Annotated in this window: 14 protein-coding genes; 1 reads left to right on the plus strand and 13 read right to left on the minus strand. The window is 40.1% G+C overall.

Translation table 11 applies throughout. The features are described from left to right. Positions 1-193: helix-turn-helix domain-containing protein (locus BLR42_RS09140; protein WP_139165132.1), on the minus strand; the 193-nt coding region annotated here is incomplete at its 3' end. A 283-nt stretch (positions 194-476) separates the two neighbouring features. On the opposite strand from BLR42_RS09140, the gene BLR42_RS09145 reads away from it, so the two are divergent. Then, entirely contained in the window at positions 477-677 is a 201-nt protein-coding gene (locus BLR42_RS09145; RefSeq protein ID WP_022760103.1) for a hypothetical protein, read from the plus strand. A 99-nt stretch (positions 678-776) separates the two neighbouring features. On the opposite strand, the gene BLR42_RS09150 is transcribed toward BLR42_RS09145, so the two are convergent. The 12 genes from BLR42_RS09150 to BLR42_RS09205 all read right to left on the minus strand — a co-directional run bounded on the left by BLR42_RS09150 (position 777) and on the right by BLR42_RS09205 (position 15,318). Further along, positions 777-2,306 carry an Ig-like domain-containing protein gene (locus BLR42_RS09150; protein WP_091868440.1) on the minus strand — a complete coding sequence of 510 codons (1,530 nt, stop codon included), beginning with the start codon at positions 2,304-2,306 and terminating at the stop codon, positions 777-779. 82 nt (positions 2,307-2,388) lie between these two features. After that, positions 2,389-4,038: a putative manganese-dependent inorganic diphosphatase gene (locus BLR42_RS09155; protein WP_091868442.1), complete on the minus strand. Its 1,650-nt coding sequence runs from the start codon at positions 4,036-4,038 to the stop codon at positions 2,389-2,391. A gap of 98 nt (positions 4,039-4,136) precedes the next feature. After that, positions 4,137-5,864, minus strand: a complete 1,728-nt coding sequence (locus BLR42_RS09160; RefSeq protein ID WP_091868444.1) for an ABC transporter ATP-binding protein — start codon at positions 5,862-5,864, stop codon at positions 4,137-4,139. Next, positions 5,857-7,593 carry an ABC transporter ATP-binding protein gene (locus BLR42_RS09165; RefSeq protein WP_091868446.1) on the minus strand — a complete coding sequence of 579 codons (1,737 nt, stop codon included), beginning with the start codon at positions 7,591-7,593 and terminating at the stop codon, positions 5,857-5,859. Before BLR42_RS09165 ends, BLR42_RS09160 begins: the two co-directional genes overlap by 8 nt. Next, the gene (locus BLR42_RS09170; protein ID WP_091868448.1) at positions 7,590-9,098 is read right to left on the minus strand and encodes an RsmF rRNA methyltransferase first C-terminal domain-containing protein; all 1,509 of its coding nucleotides are present in this window, start codon (positions 9,096-9,098) and stop codon (positions 7,590-7,592) included. Before BLR42_RS09170 ends, BLR42_RS09165 begins: the two co-directional genes overlap by 4 nt. After that, positions 9,085-9,462: a metal-dependent transcriptional regulator gene (locus BLR42_RS09175; RefSeq protein WP_091868450.1), complete on the minus strand. Its 378-nt coding sequence runs from the start codon at positions 9,460-9,462 to the stop codon at positions 9,085-9,087. Before BLR42_RS09175 ends, BLR42_RS09170 begins: the two co-directional genes overlap by 14 nt. Before the next feature lie 128 nt (positions 9,463-9,590). After that, positions 9,591-11,150: a ribonuclease Y gene (gene rny, locus BLR42_RS09180; protein WP_022760110.1), complete on the minus strand. Its 1,560-nt coding sequence runs from the start codon at positions 11,148-11,150 to the stop codon at positions 9,591-9,593. Positions 11,151-11,252: 102 nt separating this feature from the next. Continuing rightward, positions 11,253-11,876 (minus strand): regulatory protein RecX, encoded by a 624-nt coding sequence (locus tag BLR42_RS09185; RefSeq protein ID WP_091868452.1) that lies wholly within the window; start codon positions 11,874-11,876, stop codon positions 11,253-11,255. 5 nt (positions 11,877-11,881) lie between these two features. Beyond that, on the minus strand, positions 11,882-12,952 hold the full coding sequence (gene recA / locus BLR42_RS09190) for a recombinase RecA (protein WP_022760112.1): 1,071 nt from the start codon (positions 12,950-12,952) through the stop codon (positions 11,882-11,884). A gap of 200 nt (positions 12,953-13,152) precedes the next feature. Beyond that, positions 13,153-13,563 (minus strand): hypothetical protein, encoded by a 411-nt coding sequence (locus tag BLR42_RS09195; protein WP_091868455.1) that lies wholly within the window; start codon positions 13,561-13,563, stop codon positions 13,153-13,155. Between the two features lie 90 nt (positions 13,564-13,653). Next, entirely contained in the window at positions 13,654-14,418 is a 765-nt protein-coding gene (locus BLR42_RS09200; protein ID WP_091868457.1) for an RNA polymerase sigma factor region1.1 domain-containing protein, read from the minus strand. A 12-nt stretch (positions 14,419-14,430) separates the two neighbouring features. Then, entirely contained in the window at positions 14,431-15,318 is an 888-nt protein-coding gene (locus tag BLR42_RS09205; RefSeq protein ID WP_091868459.1) for a hypothetical protein, read from the minus strand. Positions 15,319-15,412 lie beyond the last annotated feature (94 nt).

The raw sequence follows: 15,412 nt of genomic DNA on the forward strand, positions 1-15,412 counted from the left end.
AGTCATTGAAAGGCCGATAAGGAGCGCCCTTCTTTTCATATATGATATGTGCTCTGACTTCTTTTGAAATAGTGGTACAGTCTTTTCCTATCGCAGCTCCAATGGCTTTAAAGCTGAGAGAGTCATCCAAACCATGTTGGATTTCATAACGCTTGTCTAAATCAAGATGCTTGTTCTTATTAGTGGATTCCATAAGTTCCTCCTTAATGCCGGAGAGCATATGTGGATGAACCTATGGATGATATCAATAAGAATTAGTAAATTCCATACCCGAGTTTGGAATTAGTAAGTTCCATGTCGTGTGTTAAAGGGGTGGAATTTAGTTTTACAAGTTACTCATAAAAATAATCTTCAAATTTTCGAAAGAAATCTATTGAATTAATTCAAATATGTAATACAATATATAGTAGTTGAAGGGGAATTATTTCAACTATATGTATGTATATGTTGGATTTTACTATTTTTGGGGGTTCTTTATGTCAGCCATTTTAACAAAAGAATTTGATATTGATATGACCAACGACAACGTTATCGATTATACACTTATCAGACATATGCTTCGTTCCATAGGCATTAATCACTGGTCTGTATCCAAGGCAATGGATGAATATGATGTGCCTGAAGATCAGCGTGACATTTATATGGAGACTATTGCTGACAAGTTTTTTGTCAGCTGATACGATAGTATAACCCTATTCCATAAGAACAAAAACGGACATTTTTGAGAAAATGTCCGTTTTTGTCGTTCATATTTCAATATTATATATGTCCTATGTTTATTTTACAGTAACCTTACAGGTTGCTTTCTTTTTCCCATCCTTTGTAGATACTGTGACGATACAAGTCCCTTTTCCTTTTGCCTTCACAACACCTTTTTTTGTTATCTTGGCGACTTTTTTGTTGCTGCACTTCCATACAAGCTGCGTAGTATCCTTAGCTGAAACCGGGTTAGTTTTCAAAGTCAGTTTGAACTTCTTTCCCTTTTTCAACTTTAGTTTTTTCTTATTCAGCTTTAATGACTTTATTTCTGAGTTTTCCTCAGTAACCGTGACATAACAGATATCCTTTTTGCCATCAGGAGCAGAAACCGTTACGGTACAGGTTCCTGCTGCTACAGCATTCACCTTGCCGTTTGAATCTACTGAAGCCACATTTTTGTTATTGCTCTTCCATGTAAGAAGTGACTCTGCTCTGGCAGGCTTAACCGTCGCCTTAAGCTGACTGCTTTCTCCGGCCTTCAAAGTAAGTTTATCTTTACTAAGTGACAGCGTCTTTACAGATACATAGGAACCTACAGTTCCCGTATTATAGCTTGTAGAACTCATGGGATGAAGCTGATAAAATGACGAATCCGCATACTGCGACCATCTTTTGTGATCATCAAATTCACTGTCACATTTCATAAAGTACGCATATTTTTCCTTGTTTTTTCCCGCATCCCAGGTTGCATCAATGTTATAGTAATAATCTCCGACTCTAACAATATTCCAGCCATGCCCTCCGGAACTTGTATTCCCGGCAATAAGCCTGCAGCTTACCCCCGCATCATTTAAAAGTCTGTAAACAAGGAGCGCATATCCCTGACAAACAGCACTTTTATTTATCGCAGCCGCATAGCAGGTATATTTTAACTGAGAATTACCATACTCATATTTTACGTTGTTGCATACATATTCATACACCGCCAGAATTTTGTCATATTCTCCCTTTGATGAGAGCGACAATGCGGATGAAATCTGGCTTACTTTTGCATTCACAGATTGTTCCTGCGCTGCAGAAGTATAATAAGTCATATAAAAAGTGAAAGTTCCGCTTGTTTTGCCATCCTTCTTATCGTAGGCTATCTGCATTCCCATGCCGCTATAGCCCCATTTGAGATAATCACCTTCATTACCCTTGCCTGTATGCTGCATTGCAATATTGAAAGCATTATTCTCCATAGTTATAAGCGAAGAAGCATCATAATCCGTACCTGGGAATGTGAAGTACACATAGATATTCCTATCCTTACGTTTTAATCCTTCTCGCAAGACAGCAGCTGCCTCAGCTACAGAAGAACTCTTTTCCGCATTAAGAACAGCCTCCTCGGTAACCCGAAGTTCAGGGCCGTGATAAAGCTCATCCTCAGAAATAATCCCGGCATATAAAGGATTAACCCTATAGATTGCCTCTGTAGTTTCAAAATATCTGTTATTATCCTCTGCTTTGGAAATAATGGAATAATTCTCCGAAGAACTCACGAAAAGAAAAGCTATCAGAGCGATAGCGATGAACCTGATCTTTTCCCTCGTAAAAAAATATTTCATTAAATAACCCTCAATAACGAAAAAATGTTACTGAGGGTATTATAACACATTTTTAGTATCTTTACATTTATTGATGATTTTTTTATTGTTGCAAAGCTTCAACTATTGTGGGCAAAAGCTGCTTTTTCCTTGATACAACACCTTTTAACAGCGCTATATGGTCGCTGCCTGCTGTCACATGGAAACCTGTATCAATGATACTCTCCGCCTTGTTCCCTTCAAAAGCCACAATCGAAGATTCGCTTATTATATTGGTCATCATAAAGAAAATCATATCAAGTCCGTCGCTCACCATAATATCCTTGAGTTCAGGAAGTACTCTCTCCTTGATCTCTGCAAGCTCTTCTGCGCTCATAGAATTGACCTGACCAATACCGATTGTTTTATCTTCAACGGTAAACTTTTTGAAGTCCTGATGAACAATCTGTTTTGGAGTTTTACTTCCCATATTGGATCCTGCACGGAACATCTCCCTTGCAAAGTCCTCAACATTTATCTCCGCAATAGCAGCAAGCTCTTCACCGGCGCGCTTATCTATCTCTGTACAGGTAGGAGATCTGTACATGAGTGTATCCGAGATAATGGCCGACAGCATAAGTGCCGCCGTGGTTTTATCAACCTCAATCCCAGATTCTTTATACATCGAATAGATTATTGTACACGACGAACCAAGGGGCTGATTTCTGAAAAATACCGGATTTGCAGTCTCTATCGATGATCCGAGTCTGTGGTGATCGATTATCTCAAGAATTTCTGCACTCTCAGCTCCATCAACAGTCTGACTCTTTTCATTATGATCAACAAGAATGAGCTGTTTTCTCATCGCTCCCAGCAAATTACGGCGTGAAATCATTCCCACAAAGTTCTCATCTTCATCTAAAACCGGGAAATATCTGTGGCGAACCTGTGCCATGGTCTGCTGAATATCTTCAATAAAATCATTGGTATGAAAAGAAACAAGTTGTTCTCTTTTCATGATGGAGCCAACAGGCGCGCTCTCATTGATAAGTCTTGCTACGGTAAAGGTATCATAAGGAGTTGTGATAATCCTACAGCCACGCTCCTCCGCAAGCTTCTGTATTGTATTGGTGACCTTAGCATCTATGCAGACAACTATACAGGCTGCCTGGTTCTCTATAGCAACAAGCTGTGTTTCATAGCGGTTACCGCATATAACTATATCTCCGGGATCAATTACCTCCTCCATGATTTCCGGAGAAGCTGTCGCAATCAGAACTTTACCTGATGTAATCTGCTCTGACATATCCCCCACAAGCATATTGCCATCAAGCGTATCAACTATATTTCCGTAATAGGTCTTTGTTTCGGAAAGAATTGTCGCATCATGAACATCCATACAGGTCTCCATGATGTCATTTGTAGTAATAAGACCTGTCAGTTTTCCATTCTGAGTAATGCAAAGAGTAACTACATTCTCATCCTTCATTCTCTCCCAGGCGCGTTTTAAGGAAATATGATCATCATCAGCATGGAGGTCTCTTATCTCCATGTCGCAAACCTGCGTACGCACATCCTTCGTATACTTTGGTGCAGTTATGCCAAAGCGACCAAGTACAAACTGTGTCTCCTCATTAAGATGCCCGCATCGTCTGGGTTCACAGACTTCTTCACCTGCAATCTTGTTCTTAAGATTCGCATAGCATATTGCTGCACAGACAGAGTCTGTATCCGGGTTTTTATGTCCAATAACGTATACCGGTCTCTTCTTCATATACTTCTCCTGAATCTATGTATAAAAATCCTTGTTTTATAGTGGCAATCTTTTGCCTATTATTTTAACTCATTTTATGTAAAAAATATTTAATATTTTCACTGTTCAAACTGGCTTCTGTATAGATCTGAGTAAAAACCGTTGGCTTTAAGAAGCGAGTTATGATCTCCCTGCTCTATAATATGTCCGTCTTTCATTACAAGTATCCTGTCGGCTTCCTTGATAGTAGACAATCTGTGAGCAACGATAAAGCTTGTTCTACCCACCATCATTTTCTGGAATGCTCGCTGAATTCTCATCTCCGTGCGTGTATCAATAGAGCTTGTCGCTTCATCTAAAATGAGCATCGGAGGTACACTCAGCATAATTCTTGTAATACACAAGAGCTGCTTCTGTCCCTGAGAAAGCATTCCTCCATCCTCACTTATCACGGTGTCATATCCGTCCGGTAATTTTTTTATGAAGCTGTGAGCATGCGACTTTTTCGCCGCTTCTATAACCTCAGCCTCAGTAAAGCCTGTTCTGCCAAGAGTAATATTATCCTTTATAGTCCCGCTTCTAAGCCAGGTCTCCTGAAGTACCATTCCATAATTTTCGCGAAGCTGCGCTCTTCTTAAGTTTCTTATGTCACATCCCTCGACACTTATAGCACCCTTATCTACATCATAGAATCTCATCAGAAGATTGATAATAGTTGTTTTTCCGCTTCCAGTCGGACCTACTATAGCTACTCTCTGACCTTCTTTTACGGAAAGTGTGAGGTTTTTGATCAATTCTCTGTCCTTATCGTACGAAAACTCCACATCTTTAATTTCAATATTGCCTTTTGCAATGCCGAGTTCATCGCAAGGAACAGCATCCGGGATCTGCGGCTTTTCATCAATAAGATCAAATACTCGCCTTGCACAGGCAAGCGCATTCTGAAGTTCTGTTACAACACCTGATATCTCATTAAAAGGTTTAGTATACTGCGTAGCATAACTCAAAAAAATTGTAAGCGATCCAACACTCATTATTCCATTTATACATTCGAAAGCTCCAAAGAGTGCCACAAAAGCATAAACAGTATTATTAACAACTCTGGTGCTGGGATTTGTAAGGGATGAGAAAAATGTGGCCTTTAAGCTAGTCTTTGCGAGTCGTTCATTAATTTCATCAAAAGTCTCCTGATTTTCATCTTCGTGTCCAAAGGCTTTTACAACCTTCAGATTGCCTATCATCTCATCAATGAGCGCCGTCTGCTCAGCTCTTGCTTTAGACTGCTCCTTGAAAAGTGAGTAGGATCTTGTTGCTATAAATCTCGCAACAAGAAGTGATATAGGCGTTAGAATCACTACCATAGCAGCTATCTTCCACTGAAGGTAGAACATGAAAACCAACGTACCGGCAATGGTAACAATGCCTGTAAAAAGCTGTGTGAAGCCCATAAGAAGACCATCTGCAAACTGGTCAACATCTGAAATAACCTTACTAACCACTTCTCCCTGTGGATGACTATCCAGATATTCAAAGGGCAATATCTGAAGCTTATCAAAGGCGTCATTTCTTACATCTCTGATAACGCTAAATGTAATTCTGTTATTAACACCATACATAAACCACTGGCAAAGTGCAGTAATACCAATAACAATTCCCATCCTGATAAGGAGCGACCTTATAAGTTCAAAGTTCACATCTCCTTTGCCAACGATACAGTCCACAACCTGCCCTGCAATTATAGGCGCATACAGCGTTAGTACGGCTGATATAACAGCAAAACTGATTGATAAAAATATCAATAATTTATATGCGGAGGCATATTTCAAAACACGTTTAAGTTCACGCATTTACGGCCTCCTTTCCAAACTGTGACTCAAAAATTTCTCTGTAAGTCGCACTGTTCATAAGAAGTTCTTCATGCGTTCCGATTCCATCGACATGTCCGTCATCGAGAACTATTATTTTGTCACAGAATCTTATTGATGCCGCTCTCTGCGAAACTATAAATGTTACCGGCTTATATGAAAGCTTTGAAATAGCATTTCTAAGATTTTTATCAGTCATATTATCGAGAGCTGATGAGCTGTCATCAAGTATCAGAACTTCGGGCTTTTTGACAAGAGCTCTCGCTATCGTGAGCCTTTGCCTCTGACCTCCCGAGAGATTCCTGCCGCTTTGTGTTATTTCAGCTGAAAGCTGCCCCTTCTTTTCTTTCACAACTTTGGCTGCCTGCGCAGTATGAACAGCATCCCAAATCTCTTCATCACTCGCATTTGCGTTGCCCCATCTGAGATTATCTCTTATGGTTCCTTTGAAAAGAACTGCCTTCTGAGGAACAACCCCAATCACATCTCTCAGGGATTCAAGGGTATAATCCCTGACATCTCTTCCTTTGAATTTAACGCTTCCGCCTGTGGCATCATAAAATCTCGGAATAAGATTAACAAGCGTAGTTTTTCCCGAACCGGTACCACCGATAATTCCGATCGATTCGCCCTTCTTTGCGGAAAAAGTCACTTCCGAAAGTGAATCTTCGCTGTCACCTTTGTAGCACAATGATACATTCTCAAAACATATTACAATATCATCCTTCATTGATACACTTTTTGCATCAACACTTCCACCTGTCATTGACCCTGTTTCTTCAAGCATGGTCTGAATTCTGTTTCCGCAGGCAAACGATCTCGTAACCTGAATGATCAGATTTGCCAGCTTAACAAGCTCTACCAGAATCTGAGACATATAATTATAAAGAGCCACTACTGCTCCGGTGGTAAGAATTCCGGTATAAACTTTATCCGCCCCCGTCTTAAGAAGAATTATTATTGCAAGATTAAGAATCACATAAGTTATAGGGTTCATCAGTGCAGAAACCCTGCCGACAAACTCCTGAAGCTTAGTGAGCCCTTCATTTTTAGCTCTAAAGTTGCCCGTTTCTTTTTTTTCAAGTCCAAAAGCTCTTATAACACGGACTCCCGAAAGATTTTCTCTTGTGAGTCCAAGAACATTATCCAGAAGTTCCTGAACCTTTTTATATCTTGGAATTCCCCAAAGCATAATTCCGAAAACAACTATAGACAGAACAATTATCGTAACAAGGAAAATCAGTGCCTGGTTAAAATCAATAGTAAAAGCCATAACCATTGCACCAAAGACAACAAAAGGTGAACGAAGAAGCAGTCTAAGGGTAAGATTAACTCCTTGCTGAACCTGGTTTATATCACTTGTCATCCTGGTTATCAAAGTATTGGTACCAAGGCTGTCAATCTGTTCGTAAGACAGCCCCTGGATATTCTTAAAAAGATCTTTCTTAACCGCAGCAGCAAAATAAGAAGCTGCCTTAGCTGCAAAAAACTGCGCCGTTACAGAACTGATATACCCTACTACTGCAAGAAGTATGAGAACCAGGCTCATTTTTAATACATACGAGCTGTCGTTGTTTCTGATACCCTTATCAATAATGGCTGCAACAACAAGAGGCACTATAAGCTCAAAACTGGCCTCAAGCAATTTGAAAAGCGGACCCAGGGCGGCTTCCAATGAATATTTCTTAAGATATTTCAGTAACTTTTTCATGTATAAATTCTTAGTCCTTTCGGATAGTGGTTCTTTAATGAGCCCCCCGCATACTTTGACCATCCCAGGCTGTAGCCATCAAATGTGATAAGATACCAGCCATTTGAAAGCCCCGGTTCTCTGAAGCTCATGCCTCCTATAAACTGCATTGCTTTTGAAGTATCATGAAGTTCATACGAATACCGTACATCCTCTGTCGTTATTGCAAGTGCCAACGCATGAGATGGTTCAAAACGGTCTTTTTTTATAGTTCCCAAGTGTAACCCCGGTCTCAAAACAGTAAGCCCTCTGATTCCAGGCATCCCGTCCGGGGCCAAATATAACTGGTCACCAAAAAGAAAAGGATTACCACTTATACAGCCTTGTATATGTACAAATCCTTTTTGGTCCTTAGTAATATCTATTTCTTTTATATTTTCATCAGCAAATTGCATGAAGGGTTTTATATCTGTTTCCTTCACGGGTTTTATATTTCCGTTAATACCATAATTCCCATGATTAAGACTAATATCCCCTTCTTTTTCAAACACTGCAAGAAAATGGCCTTCTCCCTTAATCTTATGAGGCCACAGTCTTGCCGTACATTTTTTTACTGCCTCGTTAATCTCCGAAGAAATCTGCTTCTGAAAAGATATATATTCATCAAAATCAAAAGTTCCGACAATATCTCTGACTTTTTGAATATTAGCGATATCTCCGGGAACCATGCCGTCATATAATTCTATGCTTACAGGCTTTAATCCATCCTGAATCAAAATACCGACCTGAAGTTCATCCTCTTCAGGTGCAAAGGTACATGTAGAATAAACAAGTCGGCCGCCCGGTGCGAGCATTTTAACCGCATACTTTAATATATCTGTCTGTCTCTTTGCACAAAGCTCCACATTATCCTCGCTCCAGTTATCAATCGCTTCATCATTTTTTCTGAACATACCTTCACCGGAGCAGGGTGCATCAACAAGTATTCTGTCAAAATATCCTTCAAAAATTTCAGAAAGCATCTCCGGCTTCATGTTCGTGACAAGAGCGTTTCTAATTCCAAGCCTCTCAACATTCAGTGATAATGTCTGTGCTCTTTTCCTGTCAATCTCATTTGCTACAAGTATGCCCTTACCCTTCATCCGGCATGCAATCTGAGTACTTTTTCCTCCCGGAGCAGCACAAAGGTCGAGCACCTTTTCACCCGGCTGAGGATTCAGAAAACTCACCGGCGACATTGCACTGGGTTCCTGGATATAGTAAACCCCTGCTTCATGATAAGGATGTTTACCCGGAGTTCCGGAATTAAAACTATAGCCTGTAGGTTCCCATAAGATTTCATCCTCAAGATTGGCTGAGGTTTTATCAAGAATTATCGAGGCTTTGTTCGCACTCGTATCCCCAAGTCGTAAAGGATTTAACCTTATTGCCCTTACGGGCTCTCTTTCAAGGGCTTCCTCAAGCTGTTCAAATTCATCTCCGAGAATAGCCTTTATCCTTTTTTCAAAGTCATTACTCAAACTCATCTTTATGCTCTTTTATATATTTCTTAATTCCCTTAAAGGTTTCCGGACTAATGATGTGCTCAATTCTGCACGCATCATTTTCTGCTATTTCCGGAGATACTTTTGCAGTCAGCATGAGAAATTTTGTAAGATTTGTATGTCTGTCATAAACACTTTTGGCCTTTTTTAAGCCTTCCTGTGTAAGTTCAAGCTCACCATCGTTTGCCACGGTAATGAATCCGTATTCTTTTAGGATTCCAACAGCCCTCGAAACGCTGGGTCTTGAAAAGCCAAGTTCATTAGCAACATCTATTGAACGAACGTAGCCATTTCTCTTTTTCAAGAGATATATTGTTTCGATATAGTCTTCACCTGACTCTTGCATATAAGCCTCCTTAAGATATGTTTTTGTATCTTTATTAGTATAGTATAAACCGTTAGCACTATCAAACTTTACAAAATAAAAATGACCGATGTGTTTTCCACATCGGTCATTATCATTTAAGCCTATAATTATTTAGCAAAATCAGTTGCCCTACTCTCACGAATGATATTAACCTTGATCTGTCCGGGATATTCCATCTCGTTCTCAATCTTCTTGGCAATGTCTCTTGCCATTAATACCATATCGGAGTCACTTATCTGTTCGGGAACAACCATTACTCTGACTTCTCTTCCGGCCTGAATAGCAAATGAGTGATCAACGCCCTTAAAGCTTCCTGTGATCTCCTCGAGTTCTTTTAATCTGCTGGTATAAGTCTCCAGAGTCTCTCTACGAGCTCCTGGTCTTGCAGCTGAAATGGTATCAGCAGCCTGTACTATAACAGCTATAAGTGACTGAGGTTCAACATCTCCGTGATGTGCCTCTACTGCATTGATGACGGTTGCAGATTCTTTGTACTTCTTACAAATATCAACACCAAGCGAAATATGTGAGCCTTCCATCTCATGATCAACGGCCTTACCGATATCATGAAGGAGACCGGCTCTCTTAGCAAGACGAACATCAAGCTCCAATTCTGAAGCCATAAGTCCGCAAAGCTGTGATACTTCAACAGAATGCTTTAATGCGTTCTGACCATAACTTGTACGGAAACGCATGCGACCAAGAAGTTTGATGATTTCAGGATGCAGTCCATGAACACCTGCTTCAAGAGCGGCATTCTCACCTTCTTCTTTAATCTTATTGGCAACTTCCTTCTGTGCCTTTTCAACCATCTCTTCAATTCTTGCAGGATGGATTCGGCCATCTACAATCAGTTTTTCAAGAGCGATTCTGGCTACTTCTCTTCTGATAGGATCAAATCCTGAGATAACAACAGCCTCAGGTGTATCATCAATAATAAGATCAACACCTGTCATGGTTTCGAGAGTTCTGATATTTCTTCCCTCTCGGCCGATAATACGTCCCTTCATCTCATCGTTAGGAAGCTGAACAACCGAAATGGTTGTCTCCGAAACATGATCTGCTGCGCATCTCTGAATTGCATTTACCACAATTTCCTTAGCGCGCTTATCTGCCTCTTCCTTAGCCTCCGCTTCCATGTTTTTAATCATGACTGCGGATTCATGTTTTACGTCATCTTCAACAATCTTTAAAAGATACTCTTTTGCCTGCTCGGAGGTTAAGCCTGAGATTTTCTCAAGTTCCTGTCTTCTCTGCTCATCAAGCTTCGCAACCTCTTGCGTTTTCTTGTTCAATGCATCTTCACGTGCATTTAAACTGGCCTCTTTCTTCTCAATTGCTTCTGATCTCTTTTCGACGTTCTCTTCTTTCTGCTGAACTCTTCTTTCTGAACGCTGAACCTCTGCTCTCCTATCCCTCACTTCCTTTTCAAGGTCATTTCTGGCCTTAAGTGATTCTTCTTTTACTTCCAGGAGTTTTTCGCGCTTCGATTCATCGGCAGCTCTTACAGCATCGTCGATGATTTTTCTTGCCCTTTCCTCTGCGGTTCCGATCTTGCTCTCATTCTCAGCGTCAATTTTCTTTTGACGGAATGTCATGACCAAAGCGGTTACCAGTACCGAAATGACAAGAGTTGCTGCTACTGCTACAAAAATAATTGCAAGCATACAGGAGCACCTCCTTATTTAATTTTCATTGTACGATATTTTGTATAAAATGATTAAAAAATTCATTATTTCATACAATATAACAACATATTAAGTTTACGCTCAGTTTATGCCCGTGTCAAGTGATAACGCTCTTTGTATAGTGTCGCCGTCAAAGCCTTTTCGGTATAAAAATGCCATCATTTTCTGCCTCTCTTCGTAGGTGGCATTCTCATTATCAAAGCGTTTCTTTCGTAAAAGAGAAATACAAAGCTCAAGCTCGGGGTCATCATTTTCCTCTGAGTAAGCCTCAGATACAATTTTCTCAATTATGTCAGCAGAAATCCCTTTTTGTATCAGATCCTGTTTTATTCTGTTTTTACTCCGAAGATTCATCTGATATCTGATGTAATCCCCGGCATATCTCTCGTCATCAATGTATCTGTAGGATTTAAGATAATCTATAGTCTCATCGATCACAGATTCGGCATACATTCCTTCCCTAAGCTTATCCCGCAGCTTGCGTTCAGTATAATCACGTTTTTGAAGCAAATTCATAGCTCTTAGCTTTGCTCTTTTAGGAATAACCGTCTCTGTTATCTCATTAAAAACAGGCGAAGAAATCTCTTCGCCTGTTTTAATTCCATAAGTTCTTATCTCGCCTCTGTACAGGATAAAAGCGAATTCACCATCTATAAATACTTTAGATCTTTTATTGTCAAACGCTACTATATCCGTTACAGTCATGATGCTTATGCCTCTTCTGATTTGGAAGCCTTAGACTTTTTTCCTGTGGGAGCCGGCTCCTCTTCCTTGGCTTCTTCGCCGCCCTCAAGTCCGTAATGACTCCTTACTTTTGCAGCAATTTCTTCAAGTACTTCAGGATGTTCAGCAAGATAAGTCTTAGCATTCTCACGTCCCTGGCCGATCTTGTCGCTTCCGTACTGGTACCACGCGCCACTCTTATTCACAATGTCACAAGCGGCTGCAAGATCAAGTACATCACCAGTATAAGAAATTCCTTTGCCATACATGATGTCGAATTCAGCCTCTTTAAACGGAGGTGCAATCTTATTCTTAACAATTTTCACTCTTGTACGGTTTCCGATAGACTCTCCGCTCTGCTTCAAGGTCTCAATTCTTCTTACATCCATTCTTACGGAAGAATAGAATTTGAGAGCACGTCCGCCGGTTGTAGTCTCCGGATTGCCAAACATAACACCAACCTTCTCTCGAAGCTGATTTATAAAGATAACCGAGCAATTGGACTTGCTGATAACCGCTGTAAGTTTACGAAGTGCCTGTGACATGAGTCTGGCCTGAAGTCCGACATGGGAATCGCCCATATCGCCATCTATTTCTGCCTTAGGCACCAACGCAGCTACAGAGTCTACTACAACTATGTCTATAGCACCTGAGCGAACCATTGTCTCGCAAATCTCAAGAGCCTGTTCACCTGAATCCGGCTGTGAAATATATAAATTATCCACATCAACACCGATATTCTTGGCATATACTGGATCAAGCGCATGTTCAGCATCAATGAATCCTGCGATACCGCCTCTCTTCTGAACCTCTGCGATCATGTGGAGTGTGACCGTTGTCTTACCACTGGACTCAGGTCCATAAATCTCAACAATACGTCCCTTCGGAATACCTCCAAGACCAAGTGCTATATCAAGACTGAGTGAGCCTGTCGGAGTGGTCTCAACATTCATCTGAGCCGAAGGATCGCCTAATTTCATAACAGCTCCTTTACCAAACTGCTTCTCAATCTGTCCGAGTGCTGCCTCTAATGCTCTCTGCTTATCTTCTCTTTCCATACTGTTCTTCTCCTTTTCTCCAGAACAAGCGTTCTGTAATGATAATAAAACAAATGTTCGTATGTGTCAACATAAAAAACTCGAAAGTTTACCCGTAAAACAAATAAAAAATGGAAAAATTGGCGACACGCCATAATTAAGACTTTTGTATATTACACACACCTGGAAGAAAAGTCAACCCCAAAATCTGTGTATAAGAATCACACAGAAAATGCAAAGAGAGCCAGTTTGGAAACAATAAGTTCCCTTACTATCATACCTGCTTCTTCTTTTTCCGAAGGAGTAATTGCTGCAAGCTGGTTCATCGTATACACTTTTTCCTGATAGTGATCAGAGGATCCTTTTCTTAACTGGCTAACTCTTACCTTAGCCTTGAGTTGTTTGAAAACCTGAAACTGAAAATCCTCCTCTGCCAGGTAATAAAGGTGACTCTCAAGGGTTGTGGCCGGATCCATATCCTTAACTATGTACCGCTCCACGATAGTCTTAAACTTAAACGGTGCCATCTCATCCGCGAGGATTTCTGTATAACTCAGCCTTGCTCCAAAATAATATTTTGAAACATCCTGCATGGTATATTTAAAATCATCCTCGTTTACAATGTTGTACAAGTACCTGTCCCCTTTGTTCTACCTAATACTATCATTTTTGGTGTACGATAAATCACCCTTATTTTCAAAACAAATCCGATTGAAGGGAAATCATTCCTTCTTTTCAGGTTTATAATCTATATCTTCTATCTGATTGCCGCACGCTTTGATTGCTTCAAGTATTTTTGCTCTGTCCCAGCCGGTCTCTTCAGCAAGCTCATCTACAGTACAGCTTCTTCTGAGTTCATCGGCCAGCTCCTTAGCCTTATCCGCAACCTCCTGAACAAGCTTAACAGCTTTTTGCGCTCTGGCTGTTTCTGCAGCATCATCCTCTATAAGATTCTCCATGGCATCCATAACCATCTGAGCCAGAAATGCATCACATTCTTTATGATCTTCCATATTGGAGAGATCTCCAACCGCCTTCATAAGAGCAATGTTGCCCTCACCTATAAGATCCTCAATAAGTACTCCCTGCTCTGCATACAGCTTTGCAACATCGGCAACCATGGAAAGGCTTATCTCCGCCAGTTTCTTCTGCGCATCTGTTTCTCCCGCCATGGCGGAAATAATAATTGCTTCCTTTTCACCGTCAGAAACAGTTTCAATCATGGATAATTCTTCAAGATACTCAGAAAGATATCCCGATTCTTCCTCACTGAGGTACTCACTTGAATCGATTGTCTCTCCAATACCTATATTGTGCTTTTTTAAATAATCATATATAAGTTCGTACTGGGCATCACTAAGTTCAAGGTTTTCAAATGCATCCCTTATCTCGTCCTCAGTAACCGTTCCGCCCTGTCTTCTTGCATGCTTCGTAATATCTGCAAGAACCTGCGTGAATTCCTTTTCCTTATTATCAAGATTAGACATATAAATCTCCTGTTATTTCACATGTGTATGAGTAAAAAGATGTTCCTGACAATACTCATAATTGCCGTTACATTTGGAACAAAATCTGAATTCCATGGTGGGATCATCACTTTCTGTTTTGCCGCAAACAGCACATTTGTGTTTTGTAATTCCTGGCGGCGTTATCTTTACAGAACGCTTGAAATCGTTTCTTCTCTTGACTTCTTTCGGCCGAAGATGCATGAGGCGTCCGCCTGAGAACCAGAAAATGGCAAAGGTTAAAAGTGAGGCCATAATAGCAAAGAACAGATAAATATTTCCATTCACAAATGCGGAAATAGCTTCAAAGGCAAGCCAGCCACCATATACTATTCCAAGCCACTTCATCTTAAGCGGAATAATGAACATGAAAAGTACAACGTTATCAGGAAAAGTTGCGGCAAATGCAAGCAGTATAGACATATTAATGTAATATGTACTAAATGAATACGCAGCCAGTTGCATCTCAAATCCGACATCTCCTGTCATATAAGGTGTATTCATTCCCATTTTTAATTCAAACAGAACAAATGCATAGCTTAAAAAAGCAGCTATGATCATTAAAAGTAAACCGGTAAAAATATAGAGATTATATTTATACTCTCCCCATACTCTCTCCATGGTCGTTCCTATTGAATAATAAAAATACAGCATGATAAGTACAAAGAAAAGATTACTCTCCGTAGGTGGAATAAGTATCCAGGTTACAATTCTCCATATCTGGCCACGCAGAATCAAATGTGGATTAAGAGTAAGCATATTTAATATGCCTGTTCCAATTGGAGCAAATCTAAAAATGTAGCCGATTATATAACATATAATAAGAACAAGTGTCAGATTCTTTATTGCATATTTCCCGAATTTCTTTTCAAAATTACTCATATAACTCCTATTATGAAAACTATCACAAAAAATAGCTTTCTTTGCAAAATTTTATTATATGTTTTTACACATTCTTATTGAGTTTATCACATTT

Source organism: Butyrivibrio sp. INlla16 (assembly GCF_900104155.1).
In the GTDB taxonomy this organism is placed as follows: domain Bacteria; phylum Bacillota; class Clostridia; order Lachnospirales; family Lachnospiraceae; genus Butyrivibrio.

Coding starts and splice junctions, on each gene's coding strand:
- BLR42_RS09145 (WP_022760103.1), top strand. CDS start 477: ATGTCAGCCATTTTAACAAAAGAATTTGATATTGATATGACCAACGAC.
- BLR42_RS09150 (WP_091868440.1), bottom strand. CDS start 2,306: ATGAAATATTTTTTTACGAGGGAAAAGATCAGGTTCATCGCTATCGCT.
- BLR42_RS09155 (WP_091868442.1), bottom strand. CDS start 4,038: ATGAAGAAGAGACCGGTATACGTTATTGGACATAAAAACCCGGATACA.
- BLR42_RS09160 (WP_091868444.1), bottom strand. CDS start 5,864: ATGCGTGAACTTAAACGTGTTTTGAAATATGCCTCCGCATATAAATTA.
- BLR42_RS09165 (WP_091868446.1), bottom strand. CDS start 7,593: ATGAAAAAGTTACTGAAATATCTTAAGAAATATTCATTGGAAGCCGCC.
- BLR42_RS09170 (WP_091868448.1), bottom strand. CDS start 9,098: ATGAGTTTGAGTAATGACTTTGAAAAAAGGATAAAGGCTATTCTCGGA.
- BLR42_RS09175 (WP_091868450.1), bottom strand. CDS start 9,462: ATGCAAGAGTCAGGTGAAGACTATATCGAAACAATATATCTCTTGAAA.
- rny (WP_022760110.1), bottom strand. CDS start 11,150: ATGCTTGCAATTATTTTTGTAGCAGTAGCAGCAACTCTTGTCATTTCG.
- BLR42_RS09185 (WP_091868452.1), bottom strand. CDS start 11,876: ATGACTGTAACGGATATAGTAGCGTTTGACAATAAAAGATCTAAAGTA.
- recA (WP_022760112.1), bottom strand. CDS start 12,952: ATGGAAAGAGAAGATAAGCAGAGAGCATTAGAGGCAGCACTCGGACAG.
- BLR42_RS09200 (WP_091868457.1), bottom strand. CDS start 14,418: ATGTCTAATCTTGATAATAAGGAAAAGGAATTCACGCAGGTTCTTGCA.
- BLR42_RS09205 (WP_091868459.1), bottom strand. CDS start 15,318: ATGAGTAATTTTGAAAAGAAATTCGGGAAATATGCAATAAAGAATCTG.